11 protein-coding genes are annotated in these 15067 nt (G+C 70.2%); 2 read left to right on the plus strand and 9 right to left on the minus strand.

What is annotated here, in order from left to right; translation table 11 throughout:
- Positions 1–21: 21 nt before the first annotated feature.
- Positions 22–1938, plus strand: coding sequence for a phosphogluconate dehydratase (gene edd, locus JR065_RS01000; protein WP_206231450.1), 1917 nt, complete (start codon positions 22–24; stop codon positions 1936–1938).
- A 75-nt stretch (positions 1939–2013) separates the two neighbouring features.
- Positions 2014–2673 (plus strand): bifunctional 4-hydroxy-2-oxoglutarate aldolase/2-dehydro-3-deoxy-phosphogluconate aldolase, encoded by a 660-nt coding sequence (locus JR065_RS01005; protein WP_206231451.1) that lies wholly within the window; start codon positions 2014–2016, stop codon positions 2671–2673.
- Positions 2674–2930: 257 nt separating this feature from the next.
- On the opposite strand, the gene JR065_RS01010 is transcribed toward JR065_RS01005, so the two are convergent.
- The 9 genes from JR065_RS01010 to JR065_RS01050 form a co-directional block, all read right to left on the minus strand.
- Complete coding sequence (locus tag JR065_RS01010; protein WP_206231452.1) at positions 2931–3776, minus strand: ABC transporter permease subunit; 846 nt, start codon at positions 3774–3776, stop codon at positions 2931–2933.
- The gene (locus JR065_RS01015; protein WP_206231453.1) at positions 3773–4747 is read right to left on the minus strand and encodes an ABC transporter permease subunit; all 975 of its coding nucleotides are present in this window, start codon (positions 4745–4747) and stop codon (positions 3773–3775) included. The genes JR065_RS01010 and JR065_RS01015 overlap by 4 nt, the downstream gene beginning before the upstream one ends.
- Complete coding sequence (locus JR065_RS01020; protein ID WP_206231454.1) at positions 4744–5883, minus strand: ABC transporter ATP-binding protein; 1140 nt, start codon at positions 5881–5883, stop codon at positions 4744–4746. Before JR065_RS01020 ends, JR065_RS01015 begins: the two co-directional genes overlap by 4 nt.
- A gap of 228 nt (positions 5884–6111) precedes the next feature.
- Positions 6112–7569 carry an efflux transporter outer membrane subunit gene (locus JR065_RS01025; RefSeq protein WP_429001827.1) on the minus strand — a complete coding sequence of 486 codons (1458 nt, stop codon included), beginning with the start codon at positions 7567–7569 and terminating at the stop codon, positions 6112–6114.
- A gap of 76 nt (positions 7570–7645) precedes the next feature.
- Entirely contained in the window at positions 7646–9226 is a 1581-nt protein-coding gene (locus tag JR065_RS01030; RefSeq protein ID WP_206231455.1) for an MDR family MFS transporter, read from the minus strand.
- On the minus strand, positions 9223–10443 hold the full coding sequence (locus JR065_RS01035) for an HlyD family secretion protein (protein WP_241093273.1): 1221 nt from the start codon (positions 10441–10443) through the stop codon (positions 9223–9225). The genes JR065_RS01030 and JR065_RS01035 overlap by 4 nt, the downstream gene beginning before the upstream one ends.
- Before the next feature lie 198 nt (positions 10444–10641).
- A complete protein-coding gene (locus tag JR065_RS01040) occupies positions 10642–11772 on the minus strand; it encodes a polyamine ABC transporter substrate-binding protein (RefSeq protein WP_206231457.1) in 1131 nt (376 codons plus the stop codon).
- 168 nt (positions 11773–11940) lie between these two features.
- Entirely contained in the window at positions 11941–13083 is a 1143-nt protein-coding gene (locus JR065_RS01045; RefSeq protein ID WP_206231458.1) for a polyamine ABC transporter substrate-binding protein, read from the minus strand.
- A 72-nt stretch (positions 13084–13155) separates the two neighbouring features.
- Positions 13156–14535, minus strand: coding sequence for an aspartate aminotransferase family protein (locus JR065_RS01050; RefSeq protein ID WP_206231459.1), 1380 nt, complete (start codon positions 14533–14535; stop codon positions 13156–13158).
- Positions 14536–15067 lie beyond the last annotated feature (532 nt).

Below are 15067 nucleotides of genomic sequence, written 5' to 3' on the forward strand. Positions count from 1 at the left end.
CACTCATAGCCATCTCAGCCAATGACCCTGCATCCGAAAATCCACGCCATCACCGAACGCATCCGCCAGCGCAGCGCCGCGTCGCGGCGCGCCTACCTGGCCGGCATCGATGCCGCGTTGCGCGACGGCCCGTTCCGCAGCCGCCTGAGCTGCGGCAACCTGGCCCACGGTTTCGCCGCCTGCGGCCCGACCGACAAGAGCCGGCTGGAAGGCGGCATCACCCCGAACCTGGGCATCGTCACCGCGTACAACGACATGCTGTCGGCGCACCAGCCGTTCGAGCACTACCCGGAGATCATCCGCAACGCCGCGCGCGCGCTGGGCGCCACCGCGCAGGTCGCCGGCGGCGTGCCGGCGATGTGCGACGGCGTCACCCAGGGCCGCGCCGGCATGGAGCTGTCGCTGTTCTCGCGCGACATCATCGCCCAGGCCACCGCGATCGGCCTGAGCCACGACATGTTCGATACCACGATCTACCTGGGCGTGTGCGACAAGATCGTGCCCGGCCTGCTGATCGGCGCGCTGGCCTTCGGCCACCTGCCGGCGGTGTTCGTGCCGGCCGGGCCGATGACCCCGGGCATCCCCAACAAGCAGAAGGCCGAGGTGCGCGAGCGCTACGCCGCCGGCCAGGCCACGCGCGAGGAACTGCTCGCCGCCGAGTCAGCCTCGTACCACGCGCCGGGCACCTGCACGTTCTACGGCACCGCCAATTCCAACCAGGTGCTGCTCGAAGCGATGGGCGTGCAGCTGCCGGGCGCCTCGTTCGTCAACCCGGGCACGCCGCTGCGCGACGCGCTGACCCTGGAAGCCACCGAGCGCGCGCTGCGCATCACCGCGCTGGGCAGCGATTTCCGCCCGCTGGGCCGGCTGATCGACGAGCGCGCGATCGTCAACGCCGCGGTCGCGCTGATGGCCACCGGCGGCTCCACCAACCACACCATCCACTGGGTGGCGGTGGCGCGCGCGGCCGGCATCGTGCTGACCTGGGACGACCTGGACGCGCTGTCGCAGATCGTGCCGCTGCTGGCGCGCGTGTACCCCAACGGCGAGGCCGACGTGAACCACTTCGCCGCGGCCGGCGGCATCGGCTACGTGTTCCGCGAACTGATGGACGCCGGGCTGATGCACGACGACCTGCCCACCATCGTGCCCGGCGGCATGCGCGCCTACGGCGACGAGCCGTGCGTGCAGAACGGTGCGCTGGCCTACACCCCGAGCCCGGCCAAGAGCGCCGACGAGACCGTGGTGCGCCCGGCCTCGAACCCGTTCGAGGCGCAGGGCGGGCTGCGCCTGCTGCGCGGCAACCTGGGCAAGTCGCTGATCAAGCTGTCCGCGGTCAAGCCGCAGTTCCGCACCATCGAAGCGCCGGCGGTGGTGATCGACGCGCCGCAGGCCCTGAACAAGCTGCATGCCGCCGGCGTGCTGCCGCACGACTTCGTGGTGGTGCTGCGCTACCAGGGCCCGCGCGCCAACGGCATGCCCGAGCTGCATTCGCTGGCGCCGCTGATGGGCCTGCTGCAGAACCAGGGCCGGCGCGTGGCGCTGGTCACCGACGGGCGCCTGTCCGGCGCCTCGGGCAAGTTCCCGGCGGCGATCCACGTCACCCCGGAGGCGGCGCGCGGCGGCCCGATCGCGCTGGTGCGCGAAGGCGACATCGTGCGCCTGGACGGCGAAGCCGGCACGCTGGAAGTGCTGGTCGATGCCGCCGAATGGGCCGCGCGCACCCCGGCGCCGAACACCTCGCCGGCCGCCAACGACATCGGCCGCAACCTGTTCGCGGTCAACCGCCGCGTGGTCGGCCCCGCCGACCAGGGCGCGATGTCGATTTCCTGCGGCCCGCCGTCGGCCACCGGCGACGTGTGGGACTACGACGCCGAATACGAACTGGGACACAACCCGGAAGCGGCCGAGGCGCCGCATGAGGAAAAGGACGCCTAGCCCCGCGTGCCCCCGCACGGCGCCGGCGCCCGAACGCCGGCGCGACCCGACCCACACCGCGAACCCGAGACCTCCATGACCATCGCAGAACACCAGAACAAAGCCGAACAGCTCTTGCGCGCGGCCGGCATCCTGCCGGTCGTCACCGTCCACAGCCTGGACGAGGCGCGCCGCGTTTCCGCCGCGCTGCTCGAAGGCGGCCTGCCCGCGATCGAACTGACCCTGCGCACGCCGGTGGCGATGGAAGCGCTGGCCATGCTCAAGCGCGAGCTGCCGGACATCGTGATCGGCGCCGGCACCGTGCTCAGCGAGACCCAGCTGCGCCAGTCGATCGACGCCGGCGCCGATTTCATCGTCACCCCGGGCACGCCGCCGGCGCTGGCCGATGCGCTGGCGCAGGCGCCGCTGCCGGTGGTGCCGGGCGCCGCCACGCCGACCGAGCTGCTGTCGCTGATGGCGCGCGGCTTCCGCGTGTGCAAGCTGTTCCCGGCTTCGGCGGTGGGCGGGCTGGCGATGCTCAAGGGCCTGGCCGGGCCGCTGTCGGAACTGAAGCTGTGCCCCACCGGCGGCATCGGCGAGAGCACCGCGGCCGAGTACCTGGCGCAGCCGAACGTGGTCTGCATCGGCGGCTCGTGGATGGTGCCAAAGGACTGGCTGGCCAACGGGCAGTGGGACAAGGTGCGCGACAGCGCGGCCAAGGCCGCGGCGATCGTGGCGCAGGTGCGCGCGGCCTGATCGCCGCCATCGTCAGGCAAAAAGACGGCAGCGCGAGCTGCCGTTTTTTCGTCTGCTGAGAAGCTTCCGAGCGCGGTGGCCAGAGCATTGCGACCTGGGTTTCAAGCAGCGAAGCCCTGGATGGCCACTTCGTGAAGCGCGGACCTACAGCCGCGGCAGCTCCATCGTGCAAGGCCTGACGCGCCTAATGGCGCAGGCCACCCGCACGCAGCCGCTCCACCGAGGACCGGTCGCAGGCAAACGGACCAGGGAAACGCCTAGCCGCCGTTCTGCAGCGCCAGCTGGATGTCGCGCTGGCGCCGGCGTTCGGTGCGCGCCATCAGCCACCAGCCGACGAACGCGGCGATCGACACCGCCAGCACCATCAGCGTGGCCAGCGCGTTGATCTTCGGCTTCAGGCCCATCCGCACCGACGAGAACACGGTCATCGGCAGCGTGGTCGAATTGGGCCCGGCGACGAAGTTGGCGATCACCACGTCGTCCAGCGACAGCGTGAACGCGAGCAGCCAGCCGGACACCAGCGCCGGGGCGATGATCGGCAAGGTGATCAGGAAGAACACCTTGAGCCGGTTCGCGCCCAGGTCCATCGCCGCCTCCTCCAGCGAGCGGTCCAGTTCCTGCAGCCGCGAGGACACCACCACGGTGACGAAGGACAGGGTGAAGGTCACGTGCGCGGCCCAGATCGCGGTCACGCCCTTGGGCGGGATGCCGATCATGCCGCCCATCGACACCAGCATCATCATGATCGACAGGCCGATGATCACCTCCGGCATCACCAGCGGCGCGGTGACCAGCGCGCCGAACAGGCTCTTGCTGGGGAAGCGGCGGAAGCGGGTCATCACCATCGCCGCCAGCGTGCCGATCACCATCGCCGCGGTCGCGGTCCAGAACGCGACCTTCAGGCTGATCCACGCCGCCTGCAGGATCTGCCGGTCGCGCAGCAGCTCGCCGTACCACTTGGTCGAGAACCCGGCCCATACCGTGGCCAGCTTCGAGGAATTGAACGAATACACCATCAACAGCAGGATCGGCAGGTACAGGAAGGCGAAGCCGCCGCTCAGCACCGCCCAGCCGAACACGCGCCCGCCGCGTCCGCCGCTCATGTCAGCGTGCCTTCGAGCTGGCGCTGCTGGTAGCGGTTGAACACCAGGATCGGCAGCATCAGCAGCGCCAGCATCGCGATCGCCACCGCCGAGGCCGCCGGCCAGTCGCGGTTGTTGAAGAACTCGCCCCACAGCACCCGGCCGATCATCAGCGTGTCCGGCCCGCCGAGCATTTCCGGGATCACGAACTCGCCCACCGCCGGGATCATCACCAGCATGCAGCCGGCGACGATGCCCGGGCGCGACATCGGCAGGGTGATGGTCGCGAACGCCTTCCACGGCCGCGCGCCCAGGTCGTAGGCGGCCTCGAGCAGGCGGTGGTCCTGCTTGACCAGCGTGGCGTACAGCGGCAGCACCATGAACGGCAGGTAGCAGTAGACGATGCCGATGTAGGCGGCGATGGGCGTGTACAGGATCCGCAGCGGCGCGTCGATCAGCCCCAGCGCCAGCAGCGCCCGGTTGAGGACGCCGTTGCTGTCGAGGATGCCGATCCAGGCGTAGACGCGGATCAGGAACGAAGTCCACGACGGCAGCACCACCAGCATCATCGCGATGTTGCGCGCCGCCGGCGACATGCGCGCGATCACGTAGGCCATCGGATAGCCGATCAGCAGGGTCAGCGCGGTGGAGATCGCGGCGATCTTGATCGAACCCCAGTAGGCGGCGATGTACTGGTTGTCGCGCACCAGCGCCAGGTAGTTCTGCAGGGTGAACTTCAGCGTCAGCACGCCGTCGGTGTAGTCCAGCAGCGAGGTGTACGGCGGGCTGCTGATCGCCTGCTCGGCGAAGGAGATGCGCAGCACGATCAGGAACGGGATCGCGAAGAACAGCAACAGCCACAGGTACGGCGCGGCGATCACCGCCCAGCGCGCGCCGGGCAGGCGGCGCAAGCGGCGCAGGCGCTGCGGCAGGGAGCGCCGCGGCGCCACGGATGGCGCGGCAGGCGCGGCCGGGGCGGCGGGCGCGCTCATGCGGTCAGCACCACGCCGTCGTTGTCGCCCCACCACACCCACACCGCGTCGCCCCAGGTCAGGTTGTCGCTGGCCCAGCGCTGCTGGTTGGTGAAGTTGGCCATCAGCTTGACGCCGCTGGGCAGGCGCACGTGGTACACCGAATGGCTGCCGAAATAGGCGATGTCCTCGATCGTGCCCTGCGCCTTGTTGTGCGGCTGCGCCGGCGCGTCCTTGCCGATGCCCAGCTTCTCCGGGCGCACCGCGAACGACACCGGCTGGCCGGTGATGCCGGTGATGCCGTGGCCGACGTAGATGCTGTCGGCAAACGCGCCGGCGCGCAGGGTCACGTAGTCCGGCAGGTCCTCATCGATGACCGCGTCGATCAGGTTCACCGAGCCGATGAACTCGGCGGCGAAGCGGTTGGCCGGCTGCTCGTAGATCTCGTCCGGGGTGCCGACCTGCTGGATCCAGCCGGCATCCATCAGCGCGATGCGCGTGGCCATGGTCATCGCCTCCTCCTGGTCGTGGGTGACCATCACGCAAGTCACCCCGGAGGTCTCGATGATGTTGACCAGCTCCAGCTGCATCTGCGAGCGCAGCTTCTTGTCCAGCGCGCCCATCGGCTCGTCCAGCAGCAGCAGCTTGGGCCCCTTGGCCAGCGAGCGCGCCAGCGCCACGCGCTGCTGCTGGCCGCCAGACAGCTGGTGCGGCTTGCGCTTGCCGAGCTTGTCCAGCCGCACCAGTTCCAGCATCTCGCCCACGCGCCTGGCGATGGCCGCGCGCGACAGCCCGTCCTGCTTCAGCCCGAAGGCGATGTTCTGCTCCACGCTCATGTGCGGGAACAGCGCGTAGGACTGGAACATCATGTTGAGCGGGCGCTCGTACGGCGGCAGCTCGTTGAGCACCTGCCCATCGAGGGTGATGCGGCCCCGGGTCGGGGTCTCGAAGCCGGCCAGGCAGCGCAGCAGCGTGGACTTGCCGCTGCCCGAGCCGCCGAGCAGCGCGAAGATCTCGCCCTTGCGGATCTGCAGGCTGACGTCGTCGAGCGCGACGAAGCCGTCGAACTCCTTGCGCACCTCGACGATCGACAGGTAGGCCTCGCCGCCTGCGCTCGCTGCCGGGACGCGCTCCGGCCTTGCCTCGATCACTGACATGGAACTCCCCGTCGGTTGCCTGCCCGCTTGCGCAGCGGGCCGTGGCGCAGGCCTGCCGCCGCTGCCGTGCTGCCGGCGCGTGCATGCATCATGGCAAAAAGCCGGCGCCATGTGCAGCGCCGTGGCCGTGGCGGCCGCCGGCGGCGATGGCGCGGGCGCATCGGCCGCGTGCCGGGCTCGCGGGCGCGCCCGGCGCGTGCCGCGGCGCCGACGCCCGGCCGCGGTCGCTCACCGCCGCACCGGCTCGCCCCAGCCCAGTCCCAGGCTCTTCTGCAGCGCCACGTAGTTGACCAGCAACTGCACCTGCGCCTGCACCGCGCCGTCCTGCGCGGCCAGTTGCTGGCGCTGCACGTCCAGTGCGTCGATCAGCGAGGCCGCACCGGCGTCGCGGCGCTGCTGCATCAGCGCCGCCGAGCGCGTCGCCGAACCCTCGGCCTGCCGCGCCACCAGCAGCTGGCGCCGCGCCGAACCGAACCGCGACAGCGCGCCGTTGGCGTCCTGCAGCGCGGCCAGCACCTTGCCCTGGTAGGCCGCCGCGCGCGCGTCGGTGCCCGCGCGCGCCTGCTCCACGCGCGCGCCGGTGCGGCCGAAGTCGAACACCGACCAGCGCAGGAACGGCGCCACCAGCGCGGTCAGCGCGTCGGAGTCCAGATCGCCCGGCGACGTGGCGACCATGCCCAGGCTGCCGAGCAGCGTGACCTGCGGGAAGTAGGCCGACAGCGCCTGGCCGATCTGCGCGTTGGCGGCGGCCAGCTCGCGTTCGGCCTGGCGCACGTCCGGACGGCGCCGGATCAGCGCCGCGGCGTCGTCCACCGGCACCGCCGCCGGCAGCTGCGGCAGCGGCCGGGGCGTGGCCAGCAGCGCGTCCAGCGCGCCGGGCTCGCGCCCGACCATCAGCGCCAGCTGGTCCATCGCCTCCTGCGCCTGCGCCAGCAGCGGCAGGCGCTGCGCTTCCTGCTGCCGCAGCTGGGTGGCGGCGCGCTCGACCTGCAGGTCCGAATCGGCGCCGCGTTCGCGCCGTTGCCGGGTCAGCGCCAGGGTCTGCCGCGCCTTGTCCAGGTTCTGCTCGGCGATCGCCAGGCGCGCCTGCAGCCCGCGATAGTTGAGGTAGACCTGCCCGACCTCGGCGGCCAGCTGCACCTGCGCATCGGCCAGTTGCGCCTGCGCCGCCTCGGCCTCGGCCGCGGCCTGCTCGGCGGCGCGGCGGCGGCGCCCGAACAGGTCCAGTTCCCAGCTGGCGTCGAAGCCGACGTTGTACAGCTCGGCGTGGTCCAGGTCGAGGTCGCCGAAGGCCTGGCGCACCTGTTGCGCCGCCGCGTCGCCGCCGGTCTGCTGCGCGGCCTGGGTGGCGCCTTCGACCGCGCCGTCGACCGCGTTCTGCACCGACTCGGGCGGCTGCGCGTAGACGTACGCGGCGCTGGCGCCGACCTGCGGCAGCCGCTCGGCGCGGCGCTGGCGCGCCAGCGCGCGGTTGGCGCGCAGCCGCGCCTCGGCCGCGCGCAGGTCCGGGCTGTCGGCCAGCGCCTGTTCCACCAGCTGGGTCAGCGTGGGATCGCCCAGGCCATCCCACCAGCGGTTCAGCGGTGTGGCGCGGACCACCTCGGCCTCGCCGGCACGGTGCAGCGCCGGGGCCCGCAGCGCCGGCTCGGCCACCGCCGGCGGCCTGACGTAGTCCGGACCGAGCACGCAGCCGCCGAGCAGCAGCGCGCACAGCGCCGCCAGCGGCGCCCGGTGCGGGATGGACGTTCGAAACGCGGTGGCGTCAGTGCATCGCAAGGTGGGTCCCCTTCGGCAACGGCTTGAGCAGGAAGGCCAACGGGATGGTGCAAACCACGATCACCCCGAAGATCCAGAACAGGTCGCTGTAGGTCATCACCAGCGCCTGCTGCCGCACGACCTGCGCCAGGCGCGCGCCGGCCTGCGCCGCGGCCTCGCCGCCGGCGCTGCCCTGCAGCTGCGCGGCCAGCCCGCCGAGGAATTCCTGCGCGCGCACCGAGTTGGCGGTCACCGCGCTGCCGATCATCTCGGTGTGGAAGGTCATGCGCCGCTCCTGGAACGTGGAGATCAGCGCCAGGCCGACCGAACCGCCGAGATTGCGCCCGGCGTTGAACAGCCCCGACGCATCGCCCGCCAGCTCCGGCGGCACCGAGGAGATCGCGGCCTGGTTCAGCGCCATCATCGCGAATGCCAGCCCGCAGCCCTGCAGCAACTGCCCGGCCACGAAGTGCTTGCCCACGGTGTCCGCGCTCAGCGACAGGTTGACGAAGCAGGCGCCGGCGAAGCAGCACAAGCCGCCGATCACCAGGATGCGCACGTCCACCACGTCCAGCAGCTTGGGCATCATCGGCATCAGCAGCACCGTCGGCAGCCCGGCCAGCAGCAGCACGTAGCCGGCTTGCTCGGTGTTGTAGCCGGAGATCGTGGCCAGGAACTGCGGGATCATGTACATGACCCCGAACAGGATCATGCCCACCGCCATCACCATCACGAACACCGCGCCGAAGCTGCGCTGCAGCAGCACCGACAGGCGGATCACCGGCGCGCGGCGGCGGAACTGCCCGGCCACCAGCGCGACGAAGCCGGTCAGGGCGATCGCGCTGAGCACGTTGATCTGGGTGGACTCGAACCAGCGCTCGCGCTGGCCTTCCTCCAGCACCACGGTCAATCCGCCCAGCCCGGCGGTCAGCCCGTAGATGCCCAGCCAGTCGGCGTCCAGCAGCCCGCGCCAGTCGGCCTTCTCGTGCTCCAGGCCGAGCAGCAGCAGCGCCACCAGCCCGGCGCAGATCGGCACGTTGATGAAGAACGCGTAGTGCCAGCTGACGTTCTCGGTCAGCCAGCCGCCGAGCAGCGGGCCGATCACCGGGCCCATGATCACGGTCATGCCGAACAGCGCGGTGCCGGTGGTCTGCTGCGCCGGCGGCAGCCGCGTGGCGACGATGGTCAGCGCGGTGGGGATCAGCGCGCCGCCCGCCAGGCCCTGGCCGACGCGGCCGACGATCATCATCGGCAGCGAGGTCGACAGCCCGCACAGCACCGAGAACGCGGTGAACATCAGCGCGCAGATCAGCAGGAAGTTGCGCAATCCCAGGGTGCGCACGAACCAGCCGGTCAGCGGGATCATCACGATCTCCGCGACCAGATACGCGGTCGAGATCCAGGTGCCTTCGGTGCCGCTGGCGCCGACCTCGCCCTGGATCGTCGGCAGCGCGGCGTTGACGATGGAGATGTCCAGCGTCGCCATGAACGAGCCGATCGTGCCGGCGGCCACCGCCAGCCAGGCGCCGGCGTCGGCCTTGCGTGCGCTGCCGCCGGCAGGTTCGCCGGCGACCGCGGCCGCGCTCATCGTGACGGCTCCCTGCGCGCCTGCAGCCGCTCGGACTCGTCCTCGGCGCGCGCCTTGGCGTCCCTGGCCGAACGCGTGTCCACGGTGACCTCCACCGACATGCCCGGCACCAGCACCTTGCGCGCCTCCTCGCCCACCAGCAGGCGGATGCGCACCGGCACGCGCTGCACGACCTTGGTGAAGTTGCCGGTGGCGTTCTCCGGCGGCAACAGCGCGAACTGCGAACCGGTGCCCGGCGACAGGCTCTCGACCTTGCCGTGCAGCGTCACCCCGGACAGCGCGTCCACTTCGATCTGCGCCGGCTGCCCGGGACGCATCAGCCCGACCTGGGTCTCCTTGAAGTTGGCGACCAGGTACAGCGCGTCCAGCGGCACGATGGTCATGGTGCGGGTGCCGGCCGACAGGAACTGGCCGACCTGCACCGTTTTGTCGCCGACGCGGCCGCGGATGCGGCTGCTCAGCACGGTGTCCTCGACCGCCACGCGCGCCTGGTCGGCGTCGGCCTGGGCCTGCTTCAGCCCGGCCTGGGCCTGCTCCAGCTGCGCGCTGCCGGCCTGGATCTGGCTTTCGGTGCCGGCGACCTGGGCCAGCGCCGCGTCGTGCTGCGCCCTGGCCCGCTCCAGGTCGTGGCGCAGGCTCTCCTGGTGCTCGTGGGTGTCGGCGCCGGACGCGGCCAGCGGCGCGAAGCGCTTCACCTCGGCCTGGGCGAAGCGCAGGCTGGCGGCCGCCGCGGCGACCTGGGTGCGCGCCTGCGCCAGCTGCGCGCGCTGCGCGGCCACGTTGGCCTGCGCGGCGGCGATGTCGGCCTGGCGCGCGGCGACCGCGGCCTCGGCCTGCTGCAAGGTGGCGGTGTAGGTGCGCGGATCGATCTGCAGCAGCCGCTGCCCGGCCTCGACGATCTGGTTGTCGCGCACGTGCACGGCGGTGACGTAGCCGTTGACGCGCGGGGCGACGGCGACCGAATCGGCCTGCAGGTAGGCGTTGTTGGTGTCCTGCAGGTAGCGCCCGACCCGCAGGTAATAGGTCAGCCACGCCAGCAGCGCGAGCGCGACCAGCACGCCGATCGCGATCAGCGTCCACTTGACCTTCGGGTTCTTCAGCGGCGACGGCTTGTCGTCGGCGCCAGCGTTGGCCTCGTCCGGCGGGCGCCGCCGCCCGGGGTCCGGTTCCGGCTGTCGGGGGGAGGAAGGCGGTTGATCGTCGTCGCGCTCGCTCAACGGCGGCTCCTTTACGCGTCTCGGGGGGAGTGCGTGCCCGGTCTGTCCCGGGACAATGCGCATGCGTATCGTAGGATACCGAGCCGCCACTTCCACGCCGCGTGAACGGCGCCGCACGCGGCCGCGCTGCGGCCGGCGCGCACGCGCAGGCCGGCGTACACGCCTGAACGCGCGCCGCCGGCCCGGATTGGACAGGATTCAGCGCCCGGTCTTGAGCTCGGTCCACAACCGCGTGTACTGGCGATCCACCGCCGGCGGCATCACCGCCAGCGCGAACAGCTTGGCCTGCACCTCCGGCGGCGGATAGATGGTGCGGTCGCCGCTGATCGCCGCGTCCACCATCGCCGTGGACGCCGGCACCGCATTGGGATAGCTGACGAAATTGGTGTTGGCCGCGGCCACGTCCGGGGTCAGCAGGTAGTTGATGAAGCGGTGCGCGTTCTCCGGATGCTTGGCGTCCTTGGGGATCGCCAGCATGTCGAAGAACTGCAGCGCGCCTTCCCTGGGGATCGAATAGGCGATGCGCACGCCGTTCTTGGCCTCCTCGGCACGGTCGCGCGCCTGCAGGATGTCGCCGGACCAGCCCACCACCAGGCAGGTGCTGCCCTTGGCCAGCGCGTCGATGTACTGCGAGGAATGGAAGTTCTGGATGTACGGGCGCAGCTCCTCGAGCTTGGCCGCGGCCTTGGCGATCACCTTCGGATCGGTGCTGTTCGGGTCCTCGCCGAGGTAGTGCAGCACCGTGGGCACGATCTCCGAGGCGGTATCGAGGAAGGTCACCCCGCAGCCCTTGAGCTTGGCCAGGTTCTCCGGCTTGAACACCAGGTCCCAGCTGCCGACGACCTCGGTACTGCCGAAGGCGGCCTGGATCTTGTCCACGTTGTAGCCGATGCCGGTGGTGCCCCACAGGTACGGCACGGCGTAGGCGTTGCCCGGGTCCTGCTGGGCGATGCGCCGCATCATCGCCGGGTCCAGGTTGGCCAGGTTGGGGATCTTGCGCTTGTCCAGCGGCTGGAACACGCCTGCCTGGATCTGCCGGCCGAGAAAGCTCAGCGACGGCACCACCACGTCGTAGCCGCTGCCGCCGGCCAGCAGCTTGGCCTCCAGCAACTCGTTGCTGTCGAACACGTCGTAGGTGACGCGGATCCCGCTGTGGCGCTCGAAGCCGGGCACCGTGCCTTCGGCGATGTAGTCGGACCAGTTGTAGACGTTCAGCTGCTTCGGCTCGTCCGCCGCGGCGGCCGCGGTGTCCGCGCCGCCCTGCCCCGCATCCCCGCACCCGGCCAGCATCAGTACCGCCAACGCTGCCGCCACCGTCCGCTGCTTCATCGTCGTCTCCATGCCGTCATCGCGACGGCGGTTGGCGGGACGCCTGCCTCGCGCATGCGTCCCGAAGGCCCTCCCCTGGGCGGCCGCGCATGCGCGGCCGTACTGCCGGCACACGCCGCGTCTGCGGCGCGTGCCTTGGTCCTGACGAAGAAAGCATCGCCGAACGGCTCAACGGCCGGTCTTGATCTCCGTCCACAGCCGCGTGTACAGCTTGTCCACTTCCGGCGGATTGATCGAATAGGTGAACATCTTCGCCGACACCTCCGGCGGCGGGTAGATGGTCGGGTCGTTGCGGATCGCCTCGTCCACCAGCGCGGTGGCCTTGGGCACCGGGTTGGCGTAGTGGATGAAGTTGCTGTTGGCCGCGGCCACCTCCGGCGCCAGCAGGTGGTTGATGAACTTGTAGGCGTTCTCCGGATGCTTGGCGTCCTTGGGGATGGCCAGCATGTCGAACCACTGCGGCGCGCCTTCCCTGGGGATCGAATAGGCCACCTGCACCCCGTTCTTGGCTTCCTCGGCGCGGTCGCGCGCCTGGATGATGTCGCCCGACCAGCCCACCGCCAGGCAGGTGCTGCCGTTGGCCAGCGAGGTCACGTACTGCGAGGAGTGGAAGTTCTGCACGTACGGGCGGATGGCCTTGATCAGCGCGGCGGCCTTCTCGATCTTGGCGGTGTCGGTGGTGTGCGGATCCTCGCCCTGGTAGTGCAGCGCGATCGGGATCAGGTCCGACGGGGTGTCGAGGATGGTGACGCCGCAGTCCTTGAGCTTGGCGATGTTCTCCGGCTTGAACACCAGGTCCCAGCTGTTGGCGATGTCGGTGCTGCCGAACGCGGCCTTGACCTTGTCGACGTTGTAGCCGATGCCGGTGGTGCCGACCATGTACGGCACGCCGTACTTGTTGCCCGGATCCTGCTGCGCGATGCGCTGCATGATCTGCGGGTCCAGGTTGGCCAGGTTGGGGATCTTGCTCTTGTCCAGCGGCAGGAACACGCCGGCCTGGATCTGCCGGCCGAAGAAGTTCAGCGTCGGCACCACCACGTCGTAGCCGCTGCCGCCGGCCAGCAGCTTGGTCTCGACCATCTCGTCGCTGTCGAACACGTCGTAGGTGACCTTGATGCCGCTGGCCTTCTCGAAGTTGGGGATGGTGTCCTCGGCGATGTAGTCCGAATAGTTGTAGACGTTGAGCACCTGTTCCTCGCCGGCCGCCGGCTTGCCGCCCTGCCCGTTGCCGGAACCGCCGGAGCCGTCGGAACCGCCGCAGGAGGCGAGCAGCGCCGCGGAAAGGGAAAGAGTGAGCAGTCGCAGCTTCATCGCAGGTCTCCGCAGGTCCATGGGGGAAGATCGGAAGATACACGCCGCGCGGTCCCGCGGCCCGCGCCCAGACTACCCAGCGCCGGCGGCTTTGCCCAGCGCCGCGGCGGTGTCGTCCAGCGCCCGCCAGGCCTTGTCGAACAGCTCGTCGACCTGCTCGCGGGTGATGATCAGCGGCGGCGACAGCAGCATCGCGTCGTGGGTCGCGCGCAGGATCAGGCCGTGGCGCAGCGCGTTGTCCCGGCACAGCGCGCCGACCCGGCCGCGATCGGCGAAGTAGTGCCGGCGCGGCTTGTCCGGCACCAGCTCCAGCGCCCCGATCATGCCGACGATGCGCGCCTGGCCGACCAGCCGGTGCTCGCCCAGCTCGGCCCAGCGCTGCGCCAGGTAAGGCGCGATCTCGCTGCGCGCGCGCTCGACGATGCCTTCGTCCTGCAGCAGGCGCAGGTTCTCCAGCGCCACCGCCGCGCACACCGGATGCCCGGAATAGGTGCAGCCGTGCGCCAGCTCGCCGCCCTGCTCCTTCAGCACGGTGGCCACGCGCCGGTTGAACATCGCCGCGCCCAGCGGGATGTAGCCGGAGGTGATGCCCTTGGCGATGGTCATCACGTCCGGCTGGAAGCCGAAGTGCTGCGAGCCGAACCATTCGCCGGTGCGGCCGAAGCCGCAGATCACCTCGTCGGCGACCAGCAGCACGTCGTAGCGGCGGCAGATGCGCTCGATCTCCGGCCAGTAGCTGCGCGGCGGGATGTACACCCCGATCGCGCCCATGATCGGCTCGCCGATGAACGCGGCCACGCGCTGCGGGCCCAGTTCCAGGATCTTGTCCTCCAGCCGGCGCGCGGCCAGCAGCCCGTATTCCTCCGGGTCCAGCTCGCCGCCGTCGCCGAATGGGTATGGCGGGTCGATATGGTGGATGTCGGGAATCGGCAGCCCGCCCTGGCGGTGCATGCCCTTCATGCCGCCGAGGCTGGCGCCGGCCATGGTGGTGCCGTGGTAGCCGTCGTGGCGGCCGATGAAGATGGTCTTCTGCGGCTGGTCCTGCACCGCCCAGAAATGCCGCACCAAGCGCACGATGGTGTCGTTGGCCTCGGAGCCGGAGTTGGTGAAGAACGCGTACTCCAGGTCGCCGGGGGCCAGCTCGGCGAGCTTGGCCGACAGGCGGATGGTGGGCTCGGTGGTGCACTGGAAGAAGCTGTTGTAGTAGGCCAGCTGTTCCATCTGCCGTGCCGCGGCCTGGCCCAGTTCCTTGCGCCCGTAGCCGACGTTGACGCACCACAGCCCGGCGAAGGCGTCGAGCAGCTTGTTGCCGTCGGCGTCCCATACGTAGGCGCCTTCGCCGCGGGTGAGGATGCGGGTGCCCTTCGCCGCCAGCGCGGCGTTGTCGTTGAACGGGTGCAGGTGATGCGCGGCATCGAGCTGCTGCAGGGCGAGTGTGTCTATCCGATCCATATCGACTCCATAGGTGCGCCGCTGTTGCCGTGCTGTTGCTGTTGTTCTAGCATTTTCCCTGGCTGTTGCTGTTGCCCTGGCTGTTGCTCTCGCCGTTGCTGTTGCTCTCGTTGTTGCTTGTTGCTTTTGACTTACCGGGTTCCCTTCCGTAGCGGCGAACCGGGCGGGAAAAACCCGAAGGGCGGCGCACAGGGATGTGCGCCGTCCGCGGCAGGGGCAGGATGCCCCTTCCGCGGATCCCGTCCGGTTCGCGGACCCGGAGCGCGCAGCGCGGAGGGCGCGAAGGCAGGGTGTGCTTTCTTTTGGTTACTTTTCTTTGCACAAGCAAAGAAAAGTGACCCGCGTCAGCGGAAGCTGTTGCTGTTGCTGTTGCTCAAGGCTTAAAACAAATCAATGCAAAAGCTTTCGCCCTAACGGGCGAGTTACTTTTCTTTGCTCGTGCAAAGAAAAGGTAACCAAAAGAAAGCACGCCCTGTCCTCGCGCCTTCCGCGCTGCGCGCTCCAGGTCCGCGTCCGCGGCGGGGATTCGCGG

The organism is Xanthomonas sp., from assembly GCF_017163755.1.
Classification (GTDB): Bacteria; Pseudomonadota; Gammaproteobacteria; order Xanthomonadales; family Xanthomonadaceae; genus Xanthomonas_A.

Coding starts and splice junctions, on each gene's coding strand:
- edd (WP_206231450.1), top strand. CDS start 22: ATGACCCTGCATCCGAAAATCCACGCCATCACCGAACGCATCCGCCAG.
- JR065_RS01005 (WP_206231451.1), top strand. CDS start 2,014: ATGACCATCGCAGAACACCAGAACAAAGCCGAACAGCTCTTGCGCGCG.
- JR065_RS01010 (WP_206231452.1), bottom strand. CDS start 3,776: ATGAGCGGCGGACGCGGCGGGCGCGTGTTCGGCTGGGCGGTGCTGAGC.
- JR065_RS01015 (WP_206231453.1), bottom strand. CDS start 4,747: ATGAGCGCGCCCGCCGCCCCGGCCGCGCCTGCCGCGCCATCCGTGGCG.
- JR065_RS01020 (WP_206231454.1), bottom strand. CDS start 5,883: ATGTCAGTGATCGAGGCAAGGCCGGAGCGCGTCCCGGCAGCGAGCGCA.
- JR065_RS01030 (WP_206231455.1), bottom strand. CDS start 9,226: ATGAGCGCGGCCGCGGTCGCCGGCGAACCTGCCGGCGGCAGCGCACGC.
- JR065_RS01040 (WP_206231457.1), bottom strand. CDS start 11,772: ATGAAGCAGCGGACGGTGGCGGCAGCGTTGGCGGTACTGATGCTGGCC.
- JR065_RS01045 (WP_206231458.1), bottom strand. CDS start 13,083: ATGAAGCTGCGACTGCTCACTCTTTCCCTTTCCGCGGCGCTGCTCGCC.
- JR065_RS01050 (WP_206231459.1), bottom strand. CDS start 14,535: ATGGATCGGATAGACACACTCGCCCTGCAGCAGCTCGATGCCGCGCAT.